The 15,888-nt window shown below is 42.6% G+C and carries 19 protein-coding genes; 16 read left to right on the top strand and 3 right to left on the bottom strand.

Features of this window, described 5'->3' with window-relative positions:
- Positions 1-77: 77 nt before the first annotated feature.
- From GWP40_RS12910 to trhA, 13 genes are all read left to right on the top strand, one after another.
- On the top strand, positions 78-236 hold the full coding sequence (locus GWP40_RS12910; RefSeq protein WP_230974369.1) for a hypothetical protein: 159 nt from the start codon (positions 78-80) through the stop codon (positions 234-236).
- Positions 217-1,248, top strand: coding sequence for an N-acetylmuramoyl-L-alanine amidase (locus tag GWP40_RS09040; protein ID WP_212565069.1), 1,032 nt, complete (start codon positions 217-219; stop codon positions 1,246-1,248). The genes GWP40_RS12910 and GWP40_RS09040 overlap by 20 nt, the downstream gene beginning before the upstream one ends.
- A gap of 254 nt (positions 1,249-1,502) precedes the next feature.
- A complete protein-coding gene (locus GWP40_RS09035) occupies positions 1,503-1,985 on the top strand; it encodes a GerMN domain-containing protein (protein ID WP_212565068.1) in 483 nt (160 codons plus the stop codon).
- Between the two features lie 67 nt (positions 1,986-2,052).
- Positions 2,053-3,120, top strand: a complete 1,068-nt coding sequence (locus GWP40_RS09030) for a flagellar filament outer layer protein FlaA (protein ID WP_212565067.1) — start codon at positions 2,053-2,055, stop codon at positions 3,118-3,120.
- 67 nt (positions 3,121-3,187) lie between these two features.
- Positions 3,188-4,420 carry a RelA/SpoT domain-containing protein gene (locus GWP40_RS09025; protein ID WP_212566587.1) on the top strand — a complete coding sequence of 411 codons (1,233 nt, stop codon included), beginning with the start codon at positions 3,188-3,190 and terminating at the stop codon, positions 4,418-4,420.
- Between the two features lie 48 nt (positions 4,421-4,468).
- Entirely contained in the window at positions 4,469-4,741 is a 273-nt protein-coding gene (gene rpsT, locus GWP40_RS09020) for a 30S ribosomal protein S20 (RefSeq protein WP_212565066.1), read from the top strand.
- A 255-nt stretch (positions 4,742-4,996) separates the two neighbouring features.
- Positions 4,997-5,335 (top strand): HU family DNA-binding protein, encoded by a 339-nt coding sequence (locus GWP40_RS09015; RefSeq protein WP_212565065.1) that lies wholly within the window; start codon positions 4,997-4,999, stop codon positions 5,333-5,335.
- Positions 5,322-6,959 (top strand): apolipoprotein N-acyltransferase, encoded by a 1,638-nt coding sequence (gene lnt, locus GWP40_RS09010; RefSeq protein WP_212565064.1) that lies wholly within the window; start codon positions 5,322-5,324, stop codon positions 6,957-6,959. The genes GWP40_RS09015 and lnt overlap by 14 nt, the downstream gene beginning before the upstream one ends.
- Complete coding sequence (locus tag GWP40_RS09005) at positions 6,956-7,363, top strand: bactofilin family protein (RefSeq protein ID WP_212565063.1); 408 nt, start codon at positions 6,956-6,958, stop codon at positions 7,361-7,363. Before lnt ends, GWP40_RS09005 begins: the two co-directional genes overlap by 4 nt.
- The gene (locus tag GWP40_RS09000; protein ID WP_212565062.1) at positions 7,363-7,875 is read left to right on the top strand and encodes a CinA family protein; all 513 of its coding nucleotides are present in this window, start codon (positions 7,363-7,365) and stop codon (positions 7,873-7,875) included. Before GWP40_RS09005 ends, GWP40_RS09000 begins: the two co-directional genes overlap by 1 nt.
- Before the next feature lie 293 nt (positions 7,876-8,168).
- The gene (rho, locus tag GWP40_RS08995; protein ID WP_212565061.1) at positions 8,169-9,800 is read left to right on the top strand and encodes a transcription termination factor Rho; all 1,632 of its coding nucleotides are present in this window, start codon (positions 8,169-8,171) and stop codon (positions 9,798-9,800) included.
- Positions 9,801-9,872: 72 nt separating this feature from the next.
- Positions 9,873-10,076: a 50S ribosomal protein L31 gene (gene rpmE, locus GWP40_RS08990; RefSeq protein WP_016524023.1), complete on the top strand. Its 204-nt coding sequence runs from the start codon at positions 9,873-9,875 to the stop codon at positions 10,074-10,076.
- Between the two features lie 73 nt (positions 10,077-10,149).
- The gene (trhA, locus tag GWP40_RS08985) at positions 10,150-10,800 is read left to right on the top strand and encodes a PAQR family membrane homeostasis protein TrhA (RefSeq protein ID WP_212565060.1); all 651 of its coding nucleotides are present in this window, start codon (positions 10,150-10,152) and stop codon (positions 10,798-10,800) included.
- Positions 10,801-11,053: 253 nt separating this feature from the next.
- Here trhA and GWP40_RS08980 read toward each other — a convergent pair whose 3' ends face one another.
- The 3 genes from GWP40_RS08980 to GWP40_RS08970 form a co-directional block, all read right to left on the bottom strand.
- Positions 11,054-12,127 carry an NAD(P)H-dependent glycerol-3-phosphate dehydrogenase gene (locus tag GWP40_RS08980; protein WP_212565059.1) on the bottom strand — a complete coding sequence of 358 codons (1,074 nt, stop codon included), beginning with the start codon at positions 12,125-12,127 and terminating at the stop codon, positions 11,054-11,056.
- A gap of 92 nt (positions 12,128-12,219) precedes the next feature.
- Positions 12,220-12,735: a nitroreductase family protein gene (locus tag GWP40_RS08975; protein WP_212565058.1), complete on the bottom strand. Its 516-nt coding sequence runs from the start codon at positions 12,733-12,735 to the stop codon at positions 12,220-12,222.
- A 76-nt stretch (positions 12,736-12,811) separates the two neighbouring features.
- Complete coding sequence (locus tag GWP40_RS08970) at positions 12,812-13,750, bottom strand: phosphodiester glycosidase family protein (protein ID WP_212565057.1); 939 nt, start codon at positions 13,748-13,750, stop codon at positions 12,812-12,814.
- Between the two features lie 131 nt (positions 13,751-13,881).
- Between GWP40_RS08970 and GWP40_RS08965 the strand changes: the two genes are divergently transcribed.
- The 3 genes from GWP40_RS08965 to GWP40_RS08955 all read left to right on the top strand — a co-directional run bounded on the left by GWP40_RS08965 (position 13,882) and on the right by GWP40_RS08955 (position 15,843).
- Positions 13,882-14,052 (top strand): hypothetical protein, encoded by a 171-nt coding sequence (locus GWP40_RS08965; protein ID WP_006188141.1) that lies wholly within the window; start codon positions 13,882-13,884, stop codon positions 14,050-14,052.
- Positions 14,053-14,342: 290 nt separating this feature from the next.
- Positions 14,343-14,945 carry a phosphoribosyltransferase gene (locus GWP40_RS08960; RefSeq protein ID WP_212565056.1) on the top strand — a complete coding sequence of 201 codons (603 nt, stop codon included), beginning with the start codon at positions 14,343-14,345 and terminating at the stop codon, positions 14,943-14,945.
- 7 nt (positions 14,946-14,952) lie between these two features.
- Positions 14,953-15,843 carry a hypothetical protein gene (locus GWP40_RS08955; RefSeq protein WP_212565055.1) on the top strand — a complete coding sequence of 297 codons (891 nt, stop codon included), beginning with the start codon at positions 14,953-14,955 and terminating at the stop codon, positions 15,841-15,843.
- Positions 15,844-15,888 lie beyond the last annotated feature (45 nt).

The following is a 15,888-nucleotide window of genomic DNA, read 5'->3' as shown; positions in this document are numbered from 1 at the left end:
TGCTGTGTCAAGCGCTTGCGGAAGAGCCGGGGCTTGCTTCAATATTGTGCGCTTCCGAATCGGCGGAAAATTCTGCGGTGAGTGTTGTGTCTCCGGCGGAAGCCGATGGCTCCGCTCCGGCGTCTGGTTGTATTTCGATTTCATCGGCTATGCAGCGGAAGAACGGATATTGGAAAGCGCTTATCCGTGGCGGACTACAAGGATTACTCTATTGGTATGACTGCGAAAAGGCATAACAGCGCACTTTTTATTGCCGGTGTTTTCCTCTTATTGAGTATTGCTCCTGCTTTCGCTGCGGAGAAAACCGTATCGGCGCTTGATGTGGCAAAAACGCTCGGCGCCGACCTCACATGGGATCCGCTTTCGCAGGAAATCACGTTTACGGTCGGTGATCATACGGCGCAGTGCCGGATCGGTACGCCGCTGATGTTTTTAGATTACCGTGAAACGGTAATCGTTCAAGCTCCTCAAATGGAATCAAATGCTCAACCGCAGCTCCCCGCAGCGCTCTTTACGCAGTTGGAGACTTTTTTTAAGCAGTTTGATACCGGCTCGTTTTTCCGTGTCGGCGCAATCCTCATCGATCCCGGTCACGGCGGAAAAGATCCCGGTACGACCGGTTCTTATGTCGAAAACGGTAAAACTATCCCCGTCTACGAGAAGAAGATCGCGTTAACGGTTTCGCTTTCGTTATATGAAATGCTGCGTAAAACCTATCCCGATAAAAAAATCCTTCTTACCCGTTCGGGCGATACCTATCCTACATTGCCGGAGCGGATTGAGATGGCCAATAATGTTCCACTGAAAAAAAATGAAGCTATCCTATATATTTCAATTCATGCAAATGCGTCTCCGTTTAATAATAAACCGTACGGTTTTGAGGTTTGGTATCTGCCTCCCGACTATCGGCGTGATTTAATCGATAAAAATACTACGTCAAAAGAAATCGCCCATATTTTAAACTCTATGCTTGAAGAAGAATTTTCTACGGAAAGTATTTTAATTGCAAAGAATATTTCGGACGGACTGGAAGCTCAGATCGGGAAGGAGAGCAAAAACCGCGGTTTAAAAGAAAAGGAATGGTTTGTCGTGCGGAATGCGAAGATGCCGAGCGTACTCATCGAGCTGGGCTTTGTAACAAACCCCGAAGAAGCGAAACGGTTGAATACTCCTTCCTACTTGCAAAAATGCGCACAGGGAATATATAATGGCCTCACTGCATTTATCTCTCGATTTGAGAGACAATAGGTAAAACTAGGCAAACGCATTCAAATATTTGGAGCGGTTGCCTTCCTTTTGCACGAAATTTTTTCGAAAATTTCGTGCGGGTTATTGCTAAAAGCAGGGTAATCGCATCAGACAAATAGATAAGAATCGCAGAAAAATGAGGTTGGGCAACCATTTGAACCGCGAAGAGGTTCAACTCTGGTTGAACGGCCTCATTTTTCTGCGGGGATTCTCAAAAAATATCTGATGCGATTACCCTGATAGGTAAGGTTGAGATGAATTTTTTTACAAAGCCGAGGCTGATATGCCGGCTGCTGCTTAGCGTAATTGCCGGAATGTTGTTTTTATCGTATATGACGAGTTCTAAACAGGAGCGTACGCTTTTGTATTTTCAACAAAGTGATGGCGGCATCGGTATTGAAGAACGATATTTGCCGCCGTTGTCTGAGTCTGAGTTTGCCGTATCGTTAGTGAATGAATTGCTGCTCGGTCCTGCCGATCACCGTTTTTTACGTTTTGCCGATCCCGAATTACGCCTTCGCAGTTGTTTTGTGCGTGATAATGCATTATATATCGATTTTCCTGCACAGGTTTTAACGCCGGATATTAAGGCTCCGGACTTTCATACCGTCTATACATTGCTGCGGAAGAATATTGCGGTAAACTGTAAAAATATCGGCGCCGTTTATTTTTATATTGACGGTGTGTCGGCCTATGTAAAAAATTATCATAGTTCAACCGATAATAAAAAGAGTTGACAAGAATAAGTATCTTTCGTATACTTATCAACAACAGGGCATTCTTAACAGGAAAAGGAGCTTTTGAATGAAAAGAACAAGCATACTTGTAGCGATTGCACTTCTCTTTATCGGTGCATTTGCGGTTGCTGAAGAAGCAATTTTGGTTGACTTTGCGTTATTGAACGCAGATATCCTTGCGGATAAGAACGGTGCTATGACTCAGAACCGCAGAACGGTTATGGATTATGCGACCGTCGCAGGTTCTACCTACACCGATGAGCAGAAGGCTCTGATGAGAACATCTCTGGCTATCGGTCAGTGGGAAGTCGTTTTGAACTCATCTTCTCGCAATCCGACTGCTGTTGCGGTTTCTCATGCTACTGAAGCAAAGGTAAGCGATGAAGCGAAGAACTTTGCCGGTCAAACCATGATGGGTGTCCGCATTGAGTTCCCTCTGTGGGCGCATAACGCGAGCGCAACAATCGAGCCTACTTTCAATATTCCCAGCTATGAACCACTTGCGCAGGTTGATGATCAGGGAAATATTCAGGAAGCAACCGATGAGGAAAAAGCTTCCGGAAAAGGCCGCTTTGAAGACGGATACGGTGTTGTACGCAATACCGGTGTTATCAAGTCTATTGCGGTTAATACTTACGGTATGAATTTCCCCCATGGTCTTTACGTACTTATTCGCAACGAAAAGAATGAAGTAAAGCGCTATTTCATGGGTTATCTGCTGTTTGACGGATGGAAAGAGCTTGTATGGAATAACCCTGCATATTTAACGGACGTGCGTGCCCGCGAGACTCGGCTCTATCCGGTATATCCGAAGTCGCTTCCTTTCAGCGCTTTTGAAGGGTTCTTGGTTACTCGTGATGCAGCGCATGACGGTGGTCCTTTTGTCGGTTACTTCAAAGACGTTAAGCTTATCTATGATAAAGCTGTGTTGAACACCGTCCGCGATTTTGCTGATGAAGATATCTGGGGTATCCAGACAAAGATGAACAACGAGCGTATGCAACTTGAAATGTCTCGCTTTGGTCAAACACAAGTTCTCCGCTTCTTAGAGCAGGAGAAGATGGCGACCGAAGCAGGTTTTACTCCTTCTGAAGGTTCTGCAGCAGCAGGAAATTCAACAGAGGCTGCAAACTAATAATGCATTAGTTGCTTAATACAAATAGGCGGTATTGAATACCGCCTATTTTTTTGCTCTGAGTTTGATTATGTCATTTAATACTGTGTGGATACCTGATAAAAATCAATTAAAAAAGCAATATAACGATTATCATGCACATTTTGTTGTTCTGTTAAAACGTCTTGAAGATTATCTACGTTCAATCGTTAAGGTGTCTGCACTGCCTGCGTATAAAACGCGGGTAAAAAGTTTTGACAGCTATTATGAAAAGTTATTAAAATTTCCGCCTGCCGATCCGTCAATTAAATTTCCTGTTGTAACCGATTTGATTGGAATTCGGATTGTATGTCCCTTTTTGCAGAATCTCGGGGAAGTAGAAAATATCTTAGTAAAAAATTTTACCGTTAAAGAAGTTGAGCGAAAAGGTGCCGACCGTACTTTTCGGGAATTCGGTTATGAGTCTACTCATGTTTTAGCTGATATTCCTGAAAGTTTTACGGTAGGATTACTATTGCCTGAGAATCTGATCTTTGAAGTCCAAATTAGAACGATTTTACAGGATGCGTGGGCGGAAGTTGAACATGAGCTGATTTATAAATTTGAATTTTCTCCCTTTGATTTTCCGCTTAAACGAAAGTTTGCTTCAATTAACGCGAGCCTCAGCCTCGCGGATATACTCTTCCAAGAAATTAGAGATGCTCAAAATAGTTTGAATACGGAACTTGATAAGCGGCGTGAACAGTTTTATTCGCGTGCCGACGAATTCACAAAGGATCTACTCGGTGATTCTTCAGAGATTGAGGAAAAATCCAATGAGGGAGTGATGAATATTTCCGCTTTAGAAACAATCGATAGTATGATTTTCCATGCTATTAGAGCGCATAATCGTGGAGATTTTCCAACAGCGGAAACGTTGTACACTAAGATATTAAATCAAAAACCGAATGCATTGGTTGCATCCATTGTCTATAAACATCGCGGTATGGCTTTTTTTGCTCAAGGTGCATATAAAAATGCATATAAGGATTTTTCTGCCAGTCTTGACGAAAACCCTAAGAATTTCCGCTCGTATTATTATGCAGGTATCGTATTGATGATGATGGATAAAAATTTAGAGGCAATTACGATGTTTACAAAGTCGCTTGAAATAAACGGATATCAAGCTCACGTATATTTTAGGCGCGCACTAGCTTATTTTCAAGAGAATCAACTTATTCCAGCTTTGCATGATCTTGATAATGCTTCCGCACTCGGACTCCCGTCAGAAGAAGAAAAGAAATTAAGGGAAGCTATTGCAAAAAAGATCGATATGGTTTAATATCACTAGTCTGTATTATATGCTAGCAATTTTATTGGAGGTTTTTAAATGGCTAATAATGCATCTGCTATAAAACGACATAAACAGAGTGAAGTACGTCGTATCCATAATAAATCAGTGAAGTCGGCAGCACGGACATGTGCTAAAAAGTATACGCTGGCTGTTGTTGAAAAAAATGCAGAATCTGCTATGACGTTATTAAAAGAACTTGCGCATCAGCTCGATAGTGCTGCTCGGAAGGGAATTATTACAAAAAATGCCGCTGCACGAAAAAAGTCCCGTATGCAAAAGTTGTATAATGTAACTTTTGCACAAAAATAGCGTATTTATCTTTTTACATTTTCATTATCCCTTATCCTTTTTTGACTTTATCAATAGAAGTACGGAAGATGTTATTGTTTGTGTTTCTATTTGCCGGTGTAGGCGATGGTAATTAGGATAATGGGAATATGATATATAAATGACATCTCCTTACGCTTCTGCCTTTTTAAAACAACAACCGGTTTGGCTGTTTGCACTGTTATTTGAAAGGTTGCTTTTAAGAGAAAATTTTGTATTCCATCTGGAAGGTTAAAGATGAGTAAACATAAACAAGTAAGTAAACAAACAAAGACAAGCATTGTTGATGCAATTTATAAAAAAACAGATCACATGTTGAAGGATATTCATTCGATAAGCGATTCGTTCTTTTCAGAAATGTTTGAAGCTTTGCAACGAGGTGAAACAATAGAAATTCGCGGTTTTGGTACGTTTTCAGTACAATTCCGTAAGGGGCGAAAGGGAATGCGAAATCCCAAAACGGGTGAATTAGTGAATACTACGGATCATTCGGTGGTCGTATTTCGGCCGGGAAAGATATTGAGCGCTGCTGTTCATCCGATTGTAGGGGAGAAAGTACCGAATGCAAAGAAGTAGAAAACTTGCCTATTGGGGTGTTAATGTCGCTCTACTTGTAAGTTCTTCTGCTCTTTTTGCTTTTTCGCAGCCCGGTTTTTTAGTTTCGACAGGGTTGCCATTCCTTGCCTATATTATTTTTATCCCACTTCTCATTTTAGTCCGTAGAATTTCGCTCCCTTCTTCTTTTTTGTGGGGCGGAGTTTACGGCGTACTTAATTATTGTATATTCAGTTATTGGTTATGGGGCTTTCATCCGCTTGCAATGTATATTGTTGCGCTGGAATATTTTTTTTATTACATGCTCACGATTCCACTGCTTAAATTGGCTGATATCTATTTTCCCCGATACGGTTTTATCGTACAATGGCTCATTTGGATTGGATATGAGTACATTAAAACACTTGGGTTCCTTGGCTTTTCTTACGGCTTGGTCGGTTATTCACAGTGGCAGTTTATACCCCTCATTCAGATTGCATCGATTTTCGGGGTATGGGGTGTCTCTGCGTTAGTCTGCTTTCCATCTGCCTGGATAGCTGCCGGAATAAAACCGCATTGCAAGGAGCCGGTGCAAAACTGGTTCCGTGAGTTTCGTACATTTGCATATCGGGAGCGTGCCTCTGCGTTGATTTGGTGTCTCTGTGTCATTGTAGCATTGATTTACGGCGTGTCCGTCCAGCGGGATTACAAAGATGCCCCGACGGCAAGTATCGCACTTATTCAGCCGAACTCCGATCCATGGGTAGGAGGAATTGAGGCGTATAAAAGAGATTTTAAAACGCTGAAAACACTGTCGGATCAGGCCATCGCCGATAATCCGAAACTTGCACTTGTCGTATGGCCGGAAACCGCTTTTATCCCCCGTATCGATTGGCATTATCGGTATCGTGAAGATCGAAATACCTTTGAGCTTGTACATGAGCTTTTAACCTATCTTGATACGAAGCCGGTACCGTTTTTAATCGGAAATGACGATGCCGTAAAAGCGCCAACCGGTGCGAGTATAGAAGATCGGCTCGATTATAATGCTGCTTTACTATTCCGCCCTAAGGAGAACGTATTTCCACCGCAGCCCGAGCAATACAGAAAGATGCATTTGGTACCCTTTACGGAGCATTTTCCGTACAAAAAAACATTTCCTGCTATTTATGACGCATTGCTTGCGAATGATACTCATTTTTGGGAAAAAGGAACCGAGCCAACAGTTTTTTCGGTGAACGGATTGAACTTTTCCGTTCCAATTTGCTTTGAAGATACGTTCGGTTATATTACGAGACGTTTTGCGCGTCATGGAGCAAGGTTATTTGTCAATATGTCAAATGATGCATGGGCGAAAAGCGTTGCCTGTCAATATCAGCATTTAAGTATGAGTGTATTTCGAGCTGTAGAAACCCGCTTACCGATGGTGAGGGCAACTGCATCGGGTCAAACCGCGGCAATTAGTCCGCATGGGCATATTACTGCGATGCTTTCGCCGTTTATCGAAGGATATATATGCGTTGATATTCCTGTGTTTACAACAAACTCGAATACATGGTATGTGCTTTGGGGCGACGTTTTAGGGTTTATAGCAGCAATAGCGGCTGTCTGCCTCTTGATTATCGGCTCGGTACGGGCTATACTCAATCATAGGAAAGCTGCATGAAAAAAATCGATAAAGAAAAAAAACTAACCGTTTTAGGGAAAGAGACGGTATTTGACGGTTTTTTGAAATTTACTGAAGACCTGCATATCCAAGGTACTTTTTCGGGTGCTATAGATGCGCAAGGCTTTTTATTAATAGAAAAAGGTGCAGTTTGTAAAACTCAGTATATTAGAGCCGCTTCGATCGTTATTGAAGGTACTGTTTACGGTTCTTTAACTGCTGCCGATAAGATAGAGATGAAAGCCGGCAGCATTGTGCATGGGGATGTCCATGCAGCCCGTATTAAGATTGCAGACAATGTATCATTTGAAGGTGCCGTACAGATGATACGAGACAATGCCGGAATTGATGCGAATCTCTTTTCCATGTCTCCCGAACAACTCAAGCAAAAGCTGCGTAGCTAATGTTTCCACAAATTCATTATATATTTGACGAGCTAAAACGTAAGAATCTTTTTCTTGTAACGGCTGAATCGTTAACAGGCGGCTTAATTGCAAAATACATTACGGATGTGCCCGGCGCTTCCGAAGTTTTTTGGGGCGGATGGGTAACCTATTCGGAGCAGGCAAAGCATCATCTGTTAAATGTTCCTGCCAAAATTTTGGAAGACTTTGGCGTGGTAAGTATTGAAACCGCAGTTGCAATGGCAAAAGGAGCCTTAGCCATTGCTTCGGATTCTTCGGGCAAGAAGGGTTATGCTCTTGCAGTAACCGGACTTGCGGGACCTGACGGGGGAACTCCAAAACTGCCGGTGGGGACGGTGTGTATTGCCTGTGCGAGTAATGAAAATGCTGCTTTTGTATATTCTGAAAAGTATCTGTTTAGCGGTGTGCGCGATGCGATTCGTGAACAGACCTATACTGCTGCAATGCAAATGCTATTGCAGCAATTAAAAAGAGGTTGCCAAAACCGATAAGGTTATAGCATCCCCTTGACAAGAGAAAAAATAACAAGATAAAATAAAGGAGTTGCCGACTAACTCTGATATGAGGATAATCGGCGGTAACTTTGGCATTTCTTATTTCGTAATAGCTGATAGTATTTAAAAAAGTTTATTGCGGAATAGACGGAAACACTCATGCTTTCTAATAAAGGCTTTTTTACTTGAAACAGTGTTTTCTAAACCAACTTATCAAAGCTAATCTTTCTTAAAGAATACTCCGTATCTTCTTGATATTTTTTAATTAAAATTTACTATGGAGAAATTTTATGACAATCTTAAAAGTACGCCGTTCGCCTTTTACTGCTGACGGAGCCGCTCCGGATTTTTCAGAACAGCCTGAGTTGAATCTTGAGCAACAAGAGGCCGCGGGTACCGTGTCCTCTGAAACCGAAAGGTTTATACATGAAACAGACAATGGTGTAGAACATCCTGCTGCACCCGATGAATCGTCTGAAAAAAAATTAGTAGTACGATCTCGTATGCGTAGAAAATCAACCGGTGAGGGAAGTGTTCCTGAGGGAGAGAAAAGACCGCGCCGCCAATCTTCTATGCGGAGAACCTACAACCGAACGCCGGATTCCGCCGCTATAGATGGAAATAACGGTTCCGAAGACAATGAAAACAAACTGAAACTGGTTATCAATGACTTAACACGTATGGGTATGCATGCCTTGCGTGATTTGGCGGCACAGTACGGTATACCGCATGAAGATATGGTTGCGATGAAGAAGCAGGAAATTATCTTTTTTATCCTGAAACATCATACCGAAAACGGCGGCATTATTTTTGCCTCAGGCGCTTTGGAAATTCTACCCGATGGTTACGGCTTTTTGCGTTCGCCGCAGAATAGCTATTTATCAGGTTCCGACGATATTTATATTTCGCCGAGCCAGATTCGCTTGTTCAACCTTAAAACGGGCGATACCGTATACGGGCAAATCCGCTCACCTAAAGAAGGAGAACGCTTTTTTGCCCTGCTACGGGTTGAGTCGGTAAACTTTGAAGATGTATCCATTGCTCAAAGCCGCATTCCTTTCGATAACCTTACCCCGCTGTATCCCCGCCAAAAACTCAATCTGGAAACAACAAGTGAACTTTACTCAACCCGCATTATGGATTTGTTTTGTCCGATCGGAAAAGGGCAGCGTTCTTTGATTGTCGCTCCTCCTCGCACCGGTAAGACAATTCTAATGCAGCAAATCGCGAATGCCATAACGCAAAATCATCCTGAAGTATATCTCATCGTTTTGCTGATTGATGAGCGTCCGGAAGAAGTTACCGATATGGAGCGGACAGTCCACGGTGAAGTTATCTCGTCAACCTTTGATGAGCAGGCGACAAGGCACGTTCAGGTTGCAGAAATGGTACTGGAAAAGGCGAAGCGGCTGGTTGAGCATAAAAAGGATGTGGTTATTTTGCTCGATTCCATCACACGCCTTGCCCGTGCGTATAACCAAACGGTGCCGACTTCCGGTAAGGTGCTGTCCGGCGGTGTCGATTCAAATGCACTGCATAAACCCAAGCGCTTTTTCGGGGCTGCCCGTAATATCGAAGAAGGCGGCAGTTTGACTATTATTGCTACCGCTCTGATAGAAACCGGCAGCCGTATGGATGAGGTTATCTTTGAGGAATTCAAAGGAACGGGTAATATGGAAATCAACTTGGATCGCCGGTTATCCGATCGCCGTATATTCCCAGCAATCAATATTAAGAAGTCAGGCACCCGTAAAGAAGAGCTTTTGATTAACGAGGCTGATTTGCAGCGAATTTGGTTGTTACGAAAGGTCATTAACCCGATGGATGATATCGAAATTATGGACTTACTTCTTGACAAAATGAAGAAAAGTAAGAATAATGAGGTGTTCTTGAAATTGATGAATTCCGGAACCATGCAATAATACGGCTCTGGCTGATTGATGCTGAAATGGTAAGTAGTGCTCCTTTTGGAGGAGTGTGTAAGAGGTGTTATAATGAAAAAAGATATTCATCCCAATTATGTAGAAACAACGATTACGTGTGCATGTGGAAATGTTATTCAGACCCGTTCTACAGAGAAAGATATTAAAGTTGAAATTTGTTCTGCTTGTCATCCTTTCTTTACGGGTAAACAGAAGTTGGTAGATACCGCCGGACGTATTGATCGCTTTAAGAAACGCTACAATATTAAAGACTAAAAATCCGTTATTCCATAGAATTAAAACACTAAAACGGATAGGTTTTAGTGTTTTGTTTTTTATAGGGGCGATGATGGCGTATATGATTACAAAACGATATACAACCGGTGAAGAAATTGTCAATGCAATAACACATGGCATTGGAACCTTGCTTTCGATTGCCGGTTTGGTGCTCCTTATTATCCGTGCCGTTCATTATGCGCCTGAGGAATATAGAGCGCGGTGCATTGTCGGGTTTACAATATTCGGATCTTCGTTAATTATTCTCTATTTGTTTTCTACACTCTATCATGCTTTACCGCTCGGTACAAAAAAGATATTCGGCATATTCGATCACTGTTCAATTTATATCCTTATCGCCGGTACTTACACAGCTTACTGTCTTACTGCGCTGCGGGGAGCGGTCGGATGGTCTATCTTTGGCGTTATTTGGGGATTAGCCGTAGTCGGTATTGTGCTCTATGCGATATTCGGGAGCAGAGTGCGCGTGTTATCGGTTGTTACCTATATTCCGATGGGGTGGCTTATTATATTTGCTGCAAAGCCGCTTAAAGAACAGCTCCCTCTATTAAGCTTCCGTTTTTTGATTTTAGGCGGTGTACTCTATACCGTCGGCTGCATTTTTTATGCAATGAAAAAAATAAAATGGATGCATGGTGTGTGGCATCTCTTTGTACTCGCCGGAAGCATCATGCACTTTTTTTCTATTTATTACAGCATATAGTGTCTGGTGTGGTGCAAGAGTAACCGCACCAGATATTTCAAGCGGCTGCTTTCCTTTTGCGCAAAATTTTGGATAAAATTTTGCGCAGTTTATTTTTAGAAGAAAGGCAATTGCATCAGACAAATAGATAAAATCGCGGAATAAATAGGTTAGGCAACCATTTGAGCTGCATAGCAGCGAAACTCTGGTTGAACAGCCTATTTATTCCGTGGAATATTCAAGATAGTGTCTGATGCAATTGCCTTGTATGCGTTTAATTCTTTGTTCCATTTAAAAGATTTTCGATAAACTCCGTCGGGCATAATTCTTTGTTCAAAATTTTGTAGAGTCCGGTGCAGAGCGGCAGCTTTAAATCGTATCTTACGGCGATCTGACTAAGGTATGCGCATGCGACGATGCCTTCCGGTAAATAGCCGATAGTTCCGATTCGTGCAATAAGGTCATCGATGCCATTAAACGTGTCTAAGGCAGCTGCGTTGATGATTCCTCGACCGAATTTGCGGTTTCTGCCGTATTTACTTCGGCAGGTAACATCAAGGTCCCCGATCCCCGAAATCGATGTGAATGTTTCCGGATGTGTTGCGCCCATTGCTCTCCCGATAATCTGAATTTCATTTAAGCCGGCTGCCAATAAAAGAGATTCTGTATTGTCCCCGAAAAAGTCGGAGTGTTCGGTTAGTGCATCAAGCATACCGAATGCAATGGCAATTACATTCTTTGTCGCTGCGCATACCTGTACGCCTACGATATCAAGACTGGAATATACCAGAAGGCTGCGCGATTTAAGGATTTCGCGGCACCGGATGGAGCTTAAGGGATTCTTTGAAGCGGCAATGAGGCCGGTGAGTTTTCCTGCAGCGACCTCTTCTCCGTGGCTCGGACCCGCGACATAGACGAGGTGATCCCGATAAAAATCGGGCAGTTTGTTTTCAAGGGATTCGATGATTAAGTGTGGCTCTCCGTGTTCATCAGGAATAAATCCTTTGGTAAGCACTGCGATGAGCGGATATGACTGTGTACCGGTATCGATATTGAAAGGAGAAATCGTTAAGAGCTGATTTACGGCATCCATTAAATAGAGGGAAGGACTTGCTAAAAAAAGTACCGCTGCATCTTTGCATACTTCCTGCATATCGGTATCGGCAGAGATTGTTGGCGGTAAGACGTAATTCGGTAAATGCTTTTTATTAATATGCTCGGTATTGATGCTTGAGCATACATCCTCACTCCGATTCCAGAGCATAACGCGATGTCCGTTTCGACCGAGTGCGCAGGCTATTGCCGTTCCCCATGACCCCGCACCGAGAATAGCGATTTTTTCATTCATAATACATTTTCCTGTCGAGAACTCTAAAAAATTGGACAAGGTTTTAGCAGCTCGTTGTGGGAACTCCTAAAACCTCAGTTTTTAGAGTTGATCTATTGTATAAACTCTACCGGTTCCGTTCGTTCTTTCGGCGCCGGTTTTTCTGCAGGATATCCCAACGCAACAAAGCCGCATATTACATGATTTCGCGGGATATGGAAGGAATCGAGTATCTTTCTGATTCCCGGTTCATTGCATTTATCGCGTAATTGATTTATCCAGACCGCACCTAATCCAAGAGATTCCGCTGCTAAATACGTATTTTCGATTGCGCAAGACGAATCGCATTGGCCGTATATATCATCCTCAGTAAAGCTGATCAAGAGAATGGCATCGCAGTCGTATATATGGTAATCGCTGCGGTTATGCACTTTTGCGATCGCCTGTGCAAGTTGTTGAATTTTTTCCCGATTATGTACAACCGTAAATTTTCGCGCTTGTCTGTTTTTTCCCGTTGGAGCCGCTTTTGCACAGTCGGCAATAAGTTTTAGTTTTTCATCTTCAATTCTTTGATCGGTAAATGTGCGTATGCTTACTCGCGTTAAAATTGCATTGATCACTTCATTCATACGAGCTACCTCCGTATTCTCTCTATTTTACACCGTTTATAAGATAATGGCAAACCTTAAAATTGAACCGACCTCATTATTCAATAACAATACCGATGTTACTTGCAGTACGGATATGGATATTCAAGTTACGAGTGGGAGATACAATGCGCTGTTCTCCGTTTTCCTGTAGAATCAACGAACTTGAACTGCCGCCGTCAAGTTGAAGCGCATCGTCGGATCCTAATTCCCGCATCAGGTTTGCAGTTTCTTCAAAAGAAAGCCCCTTGCTTTTCCGTTTGTTTTCCCCTTCTACCGCTACGACGAAGAGTGTTTTCCCGTTATCGGCAAGGCCGACGGCAGTTCGTGAATCGCGGCGGTGAAGTTTTTGAGGTAATACGCTGCCGTTCCGAAGGATTGTCCAAAATCCCCCCACTGCATGGCGGACACTTGCCGATAGGACATCTTCCGTTTGAGAATCGATAATACGGGCAGTTTTATCCGCATAAAAAAGCAGTGCGCCGTAGCGTTCGTTTGGCATACTCATCCGCCGGAAATCCGTAACATGAATGCCGACGATAGTGCGGTATAGGCTGAAAAGCAGCGATCGCGTTTTGAATGGAGCGGCATTAAAAGCAACGATTGTATTGTGCCTTGATGCAAAATCCCGGGTCGTTTCTCCGCGGATACGCCCTCGGTTGTTTGTAAAGAGAGCCGGTTCCGAAGTTATAACGGAGATGGACGGATTGAGTAAATCTATTTTTACAATATGGACTATGAGCGGGAGCTGAGAATCATGTATATCGGCTGCTTCAATACCCGGTGATAGAGGATGCCAGCGTATTTCTTCCCGAGTGATAGGCTGATACGGCGTATCCGTGTAGGTGGTAGGAACAGTTGTGCATCCTGAAAAACACCAAAGACAGCACGCCAATATCAGCAGCGGGAATACCGGAAGTGTGCCTTCGGAAAGTTTTTGCTTATAGTGCACTCGTGCCTGTACAGATTGGAGAAACGCCGGATAGTTTTGTAACATAAAGCGAGTATATCATAAAAGAGAATAGATTACAAAACCTGAGTTTTCAGGGACTGTTTTTCAGGGACTTGACAGCCCGTCATAAATTTTCTATATTAGGGGACGAAATTTTTCATGAGGAGGCTTGAGGTATGGCTGGTGCAAGTAAAAACTCCCGTACTGCTGTCGCTACGCAGAAGTTTAGCTGTCCGTGCGGCGGTGAAGTTGTGTTAAAAACAATGGTTGAAAACGGAAAAATAAAAAATATCGCTGAATGTGCAAAATGTCATCGTATTGAACGTCGACCTAAAGATTTTAAATAGTCTTGCAAATACACTGAGATTTAGAAAGCTGCTACCGAATATAACGGAGGCAGCTTTTTTTATGTGCTTTACCATGCAATAATTCGGTGGATGATTTATCATACGTATTTAAATCTGATAGTTGAAACGTCTCTTGAATAAGCAGTTTGAAATCGTTATACTAAGAAAATGAGAGCTTTATTTCCTATCACTATTAATTTTCCTCAAAATTGAACAACCATGTTGACATGGCTGCGATTGATGTATTCGGATTTGGAATAAAGTCTACATTGTAAAGCAAGGAAGAGATTATGAGCAAAGAATTTTTACCCTATGATACGGTTCGTAATAACGGGTTCCGTTTGGCACGCCAAATTTGGGAGGATGGTTTTATTCCTGATGTGATATATGTTTCACTACGAGGCGGTTCATCTTTGGGGAATGCCATTCATGAATGGTTTAAGTTAGTGAATAAAGATGTGAAGCCTATTTTGTATGCCGCTGTCGTTGCTCATTCTTATTCCGATGCCAATCAACAGTCAAAGATGATGATTGACGGATGGACATATTCACCGGAACATTTGCGGAGCGGTGATAAGATATTGTTGGTCGATGATATTTTTGATAGCGGTGCTACAATCAATTATCTTGTGTCGGCTTTTTTGGAAAAAGGTATTCCACGGCGTGATATAAAGATAGCCGTACATGATTATAAGGTTTTCCATAATAGGAAGAGCAGCGAACCTATTCAGCCGGATTATTGGTGCAGAAAACATGATATCCATTCCGATAAAGACAGCCGGTGGATTCACTATATGAGCCATGAACTGACCGGTTTAACTCCAGAGGAACTTGAAAAGCACTACTATGCGCAATATCCCGAATTGCGTGAAATTTTTAAGGGTGTTTTATAAAAAAACAATGCATAGGAATAGTAAGCCGCTATTTTGCTTTTTTATTTATTTTCTCTGTTCTCTTTCCCTTTTTGCTGCGAAAAATGGTTTAGCCATTTATGTAGATGCTACCGCCAAAACAACTGCTGAAAGAGGTACGTCTGATAGTCCGTTCGGCTCTCTTGAACAAGCAGTTGCAGCAGCCTATGACCGGATAAATCGGCAAGAAGCTCCTGTAAAAAACGGTAAACCTGCACCGGTTTCTGTTTTTCTTCGTTCCAATGTGTATGTTGAAGAAGCTCTATTTCTTACCGTTCCGATTAAGATAATCAGCGAGAATGCTCCTGTAATTACGTTTGGAGAAAATGCCGGTTTTGTTGTTGAACATACTTCGTTGGAGATACAAGGGTGTTCGATAAAGCGGTCGGAACGGTTTACCGAACCTCGTACTGTTCCTGTTTTATACGGTTCAAACGCTTCCGTTACGCTGAATAAGGTTGCAATTGATGTACGAGAGGGTGGCGATGCAGTGATTCTGCGGGATAGTCGTATGTCCTGTACCGACACGTCTTTTACTTCCGAACAAAGTGCGCAGGCTGTATTGGTGCGTGCTAAAAAAAGTACCGTGTCCGCGCTGCGTAGTACTTTTTCGGCATCGGGATTAATGGTGTTATGTTTTGATTTTGTAAAAACACAGTGTACGCTGACTGATACAGTTTGTAGTCTTGCTGCGCATTATACCGGAAGACTGGCTGAGCTTACCGGTTCAACCGTAAAAGTGCGAAAATTGCAATGCTCGTATACCTCGCCTTTATTTGAAATGATGGATGCGGCCGTCATTGCCGATAATGCTTCTAAAGTCGAATTGCCGGAATCTGTTGAATTAACCGGATTTGAGGAAGCACTTGTTCGTAGATAACGCATCATAGAGATAAATGCGCATCGTGGCGGGGACGGTTAAAAT

Source organism: Treponema vincentii (assembly GCF_018336815.1).
Lineage (GTDB): Bacteria > Spirochaetota > Spirochaetia > Treponematales > Treponemataceae > Treponema.
This window is presented reverse-complemented; position numbering and strand designations above follow the sequence as displayed.

Bases quoted from the DNA above. Each gene is read 5' to 3' on its own strand.
- GWP40_RS09035 (WP_212565068.1), top strand. From the start codon at position 1,503: ATGAATTTTTTTACAAAGCCGAGGCTGATATGCCGGCTGCTGCTTAGC.
- GWP40_RS08975 (WP_212565058.1), bottom strand. From the start codon at position 12,735: ATGAATGAAGTGATCAATGCAATTTTAACGCGAGTAAGCATACGCACA.
- GWP40_RS08965 (WP_006188141.1), top strand. From the start codon at position 13,882: ATGGCTGGTGCAAGTAAAAACTCCCGTACTGCTGTCGCTACGCAGAAG.
- GWP40_RS09030 (WP_212565067.1), top strand. From the start codon at position 2,053: ATGAAAAGAACAAGCATACTTGTAGCGATTGCACTTCTCTTTATCGGT.
- GWP40_RS08955 (WP_212565055.1), top strand. From the start codon at position 14,953: ATGCATAGGAATAGTAAGCCGCTATTTTGCTTTTTTATTTATTTTCTC.
- GWP40_RS08960 (WP_212565056.1), top strand. From the start codon at position 14,343: ATGAGCAAAGAATTTTTACCCTATGATACGGTTCGTAATAACGGGTTC.
- rpsT (WP_212565066.1), top strand. From the start codon at position 4,469: ATGGCTAATAATGCATCTGCTATAAAACGACATAAACAGAGTGAAGTA.
- GWP40_RS09005 (WP_212565063.1), top strand. From the start codon at position 6,956: ATGAAAAAAATCGATAAAGAAAAAAAACTAACCGTTTTAGGGAAAGAG.
- GWP40_RS08980 (WP_212565059.1), bottom strand. From the start codon at position 12,127: ATGAATGAAAAAATCGCTATTCTCGGTGCGGGGTCATGGGGAACGGCA.
- GWP40_RS09000 (WP_212565062.1), top strand. From the start codon at position 7,363: ATGTTTCCACAAATTCATTATATATTTGACGAGCTAAAACGTAAGAAT.
- GWP40_RS08970 (WP_212565057.1), bottom strand. From the start codon at position 13,750: ATGTTACAAAACTATCCGGCGTTTCTCCAATCTGTACAGGCACGAGTG.
- rho (WP_212565061.1), top strand. From the start codon at position 8,169: ATGACAATCTTAAAAGTACGCCGTTCGCCTTTTACTGCTGACGGAGCC.
- lnt (WP_212565064.1), top strand. From the start codon at position 5,322: ATGCAAAGAAGTAGAAAACTTGCCTATTGGGGTGTTAATGTCGCTCTA.
- rpmE (WP_016524023.1), top strand. From the start codon at position 9,873: ATGAAAAAAGATATTCATCCCAATTATGTAGAAACAACGATTACGTGT.
- GWP40_RS09040 (WP_212565069.1), top strand. From the start codon at position 217: ATGACTGCGAAAAGGCATAACAGCGCACTTTTTATTGCCGGTGTTTTC.
- trhA (WP_212565060.1), top strand. From the start codon at position 10,150: ATGGCGTATATGATTACAAAACGATATACAACCGGTGAAGAAATTGTC.
- GWP40_RS09015 (WP_212565065.1), top strand. From the start codon at position 4,997: ATGAGTAAACATAAACAAGTAAGTAAACAAACAAAGACAAGCATTGTT.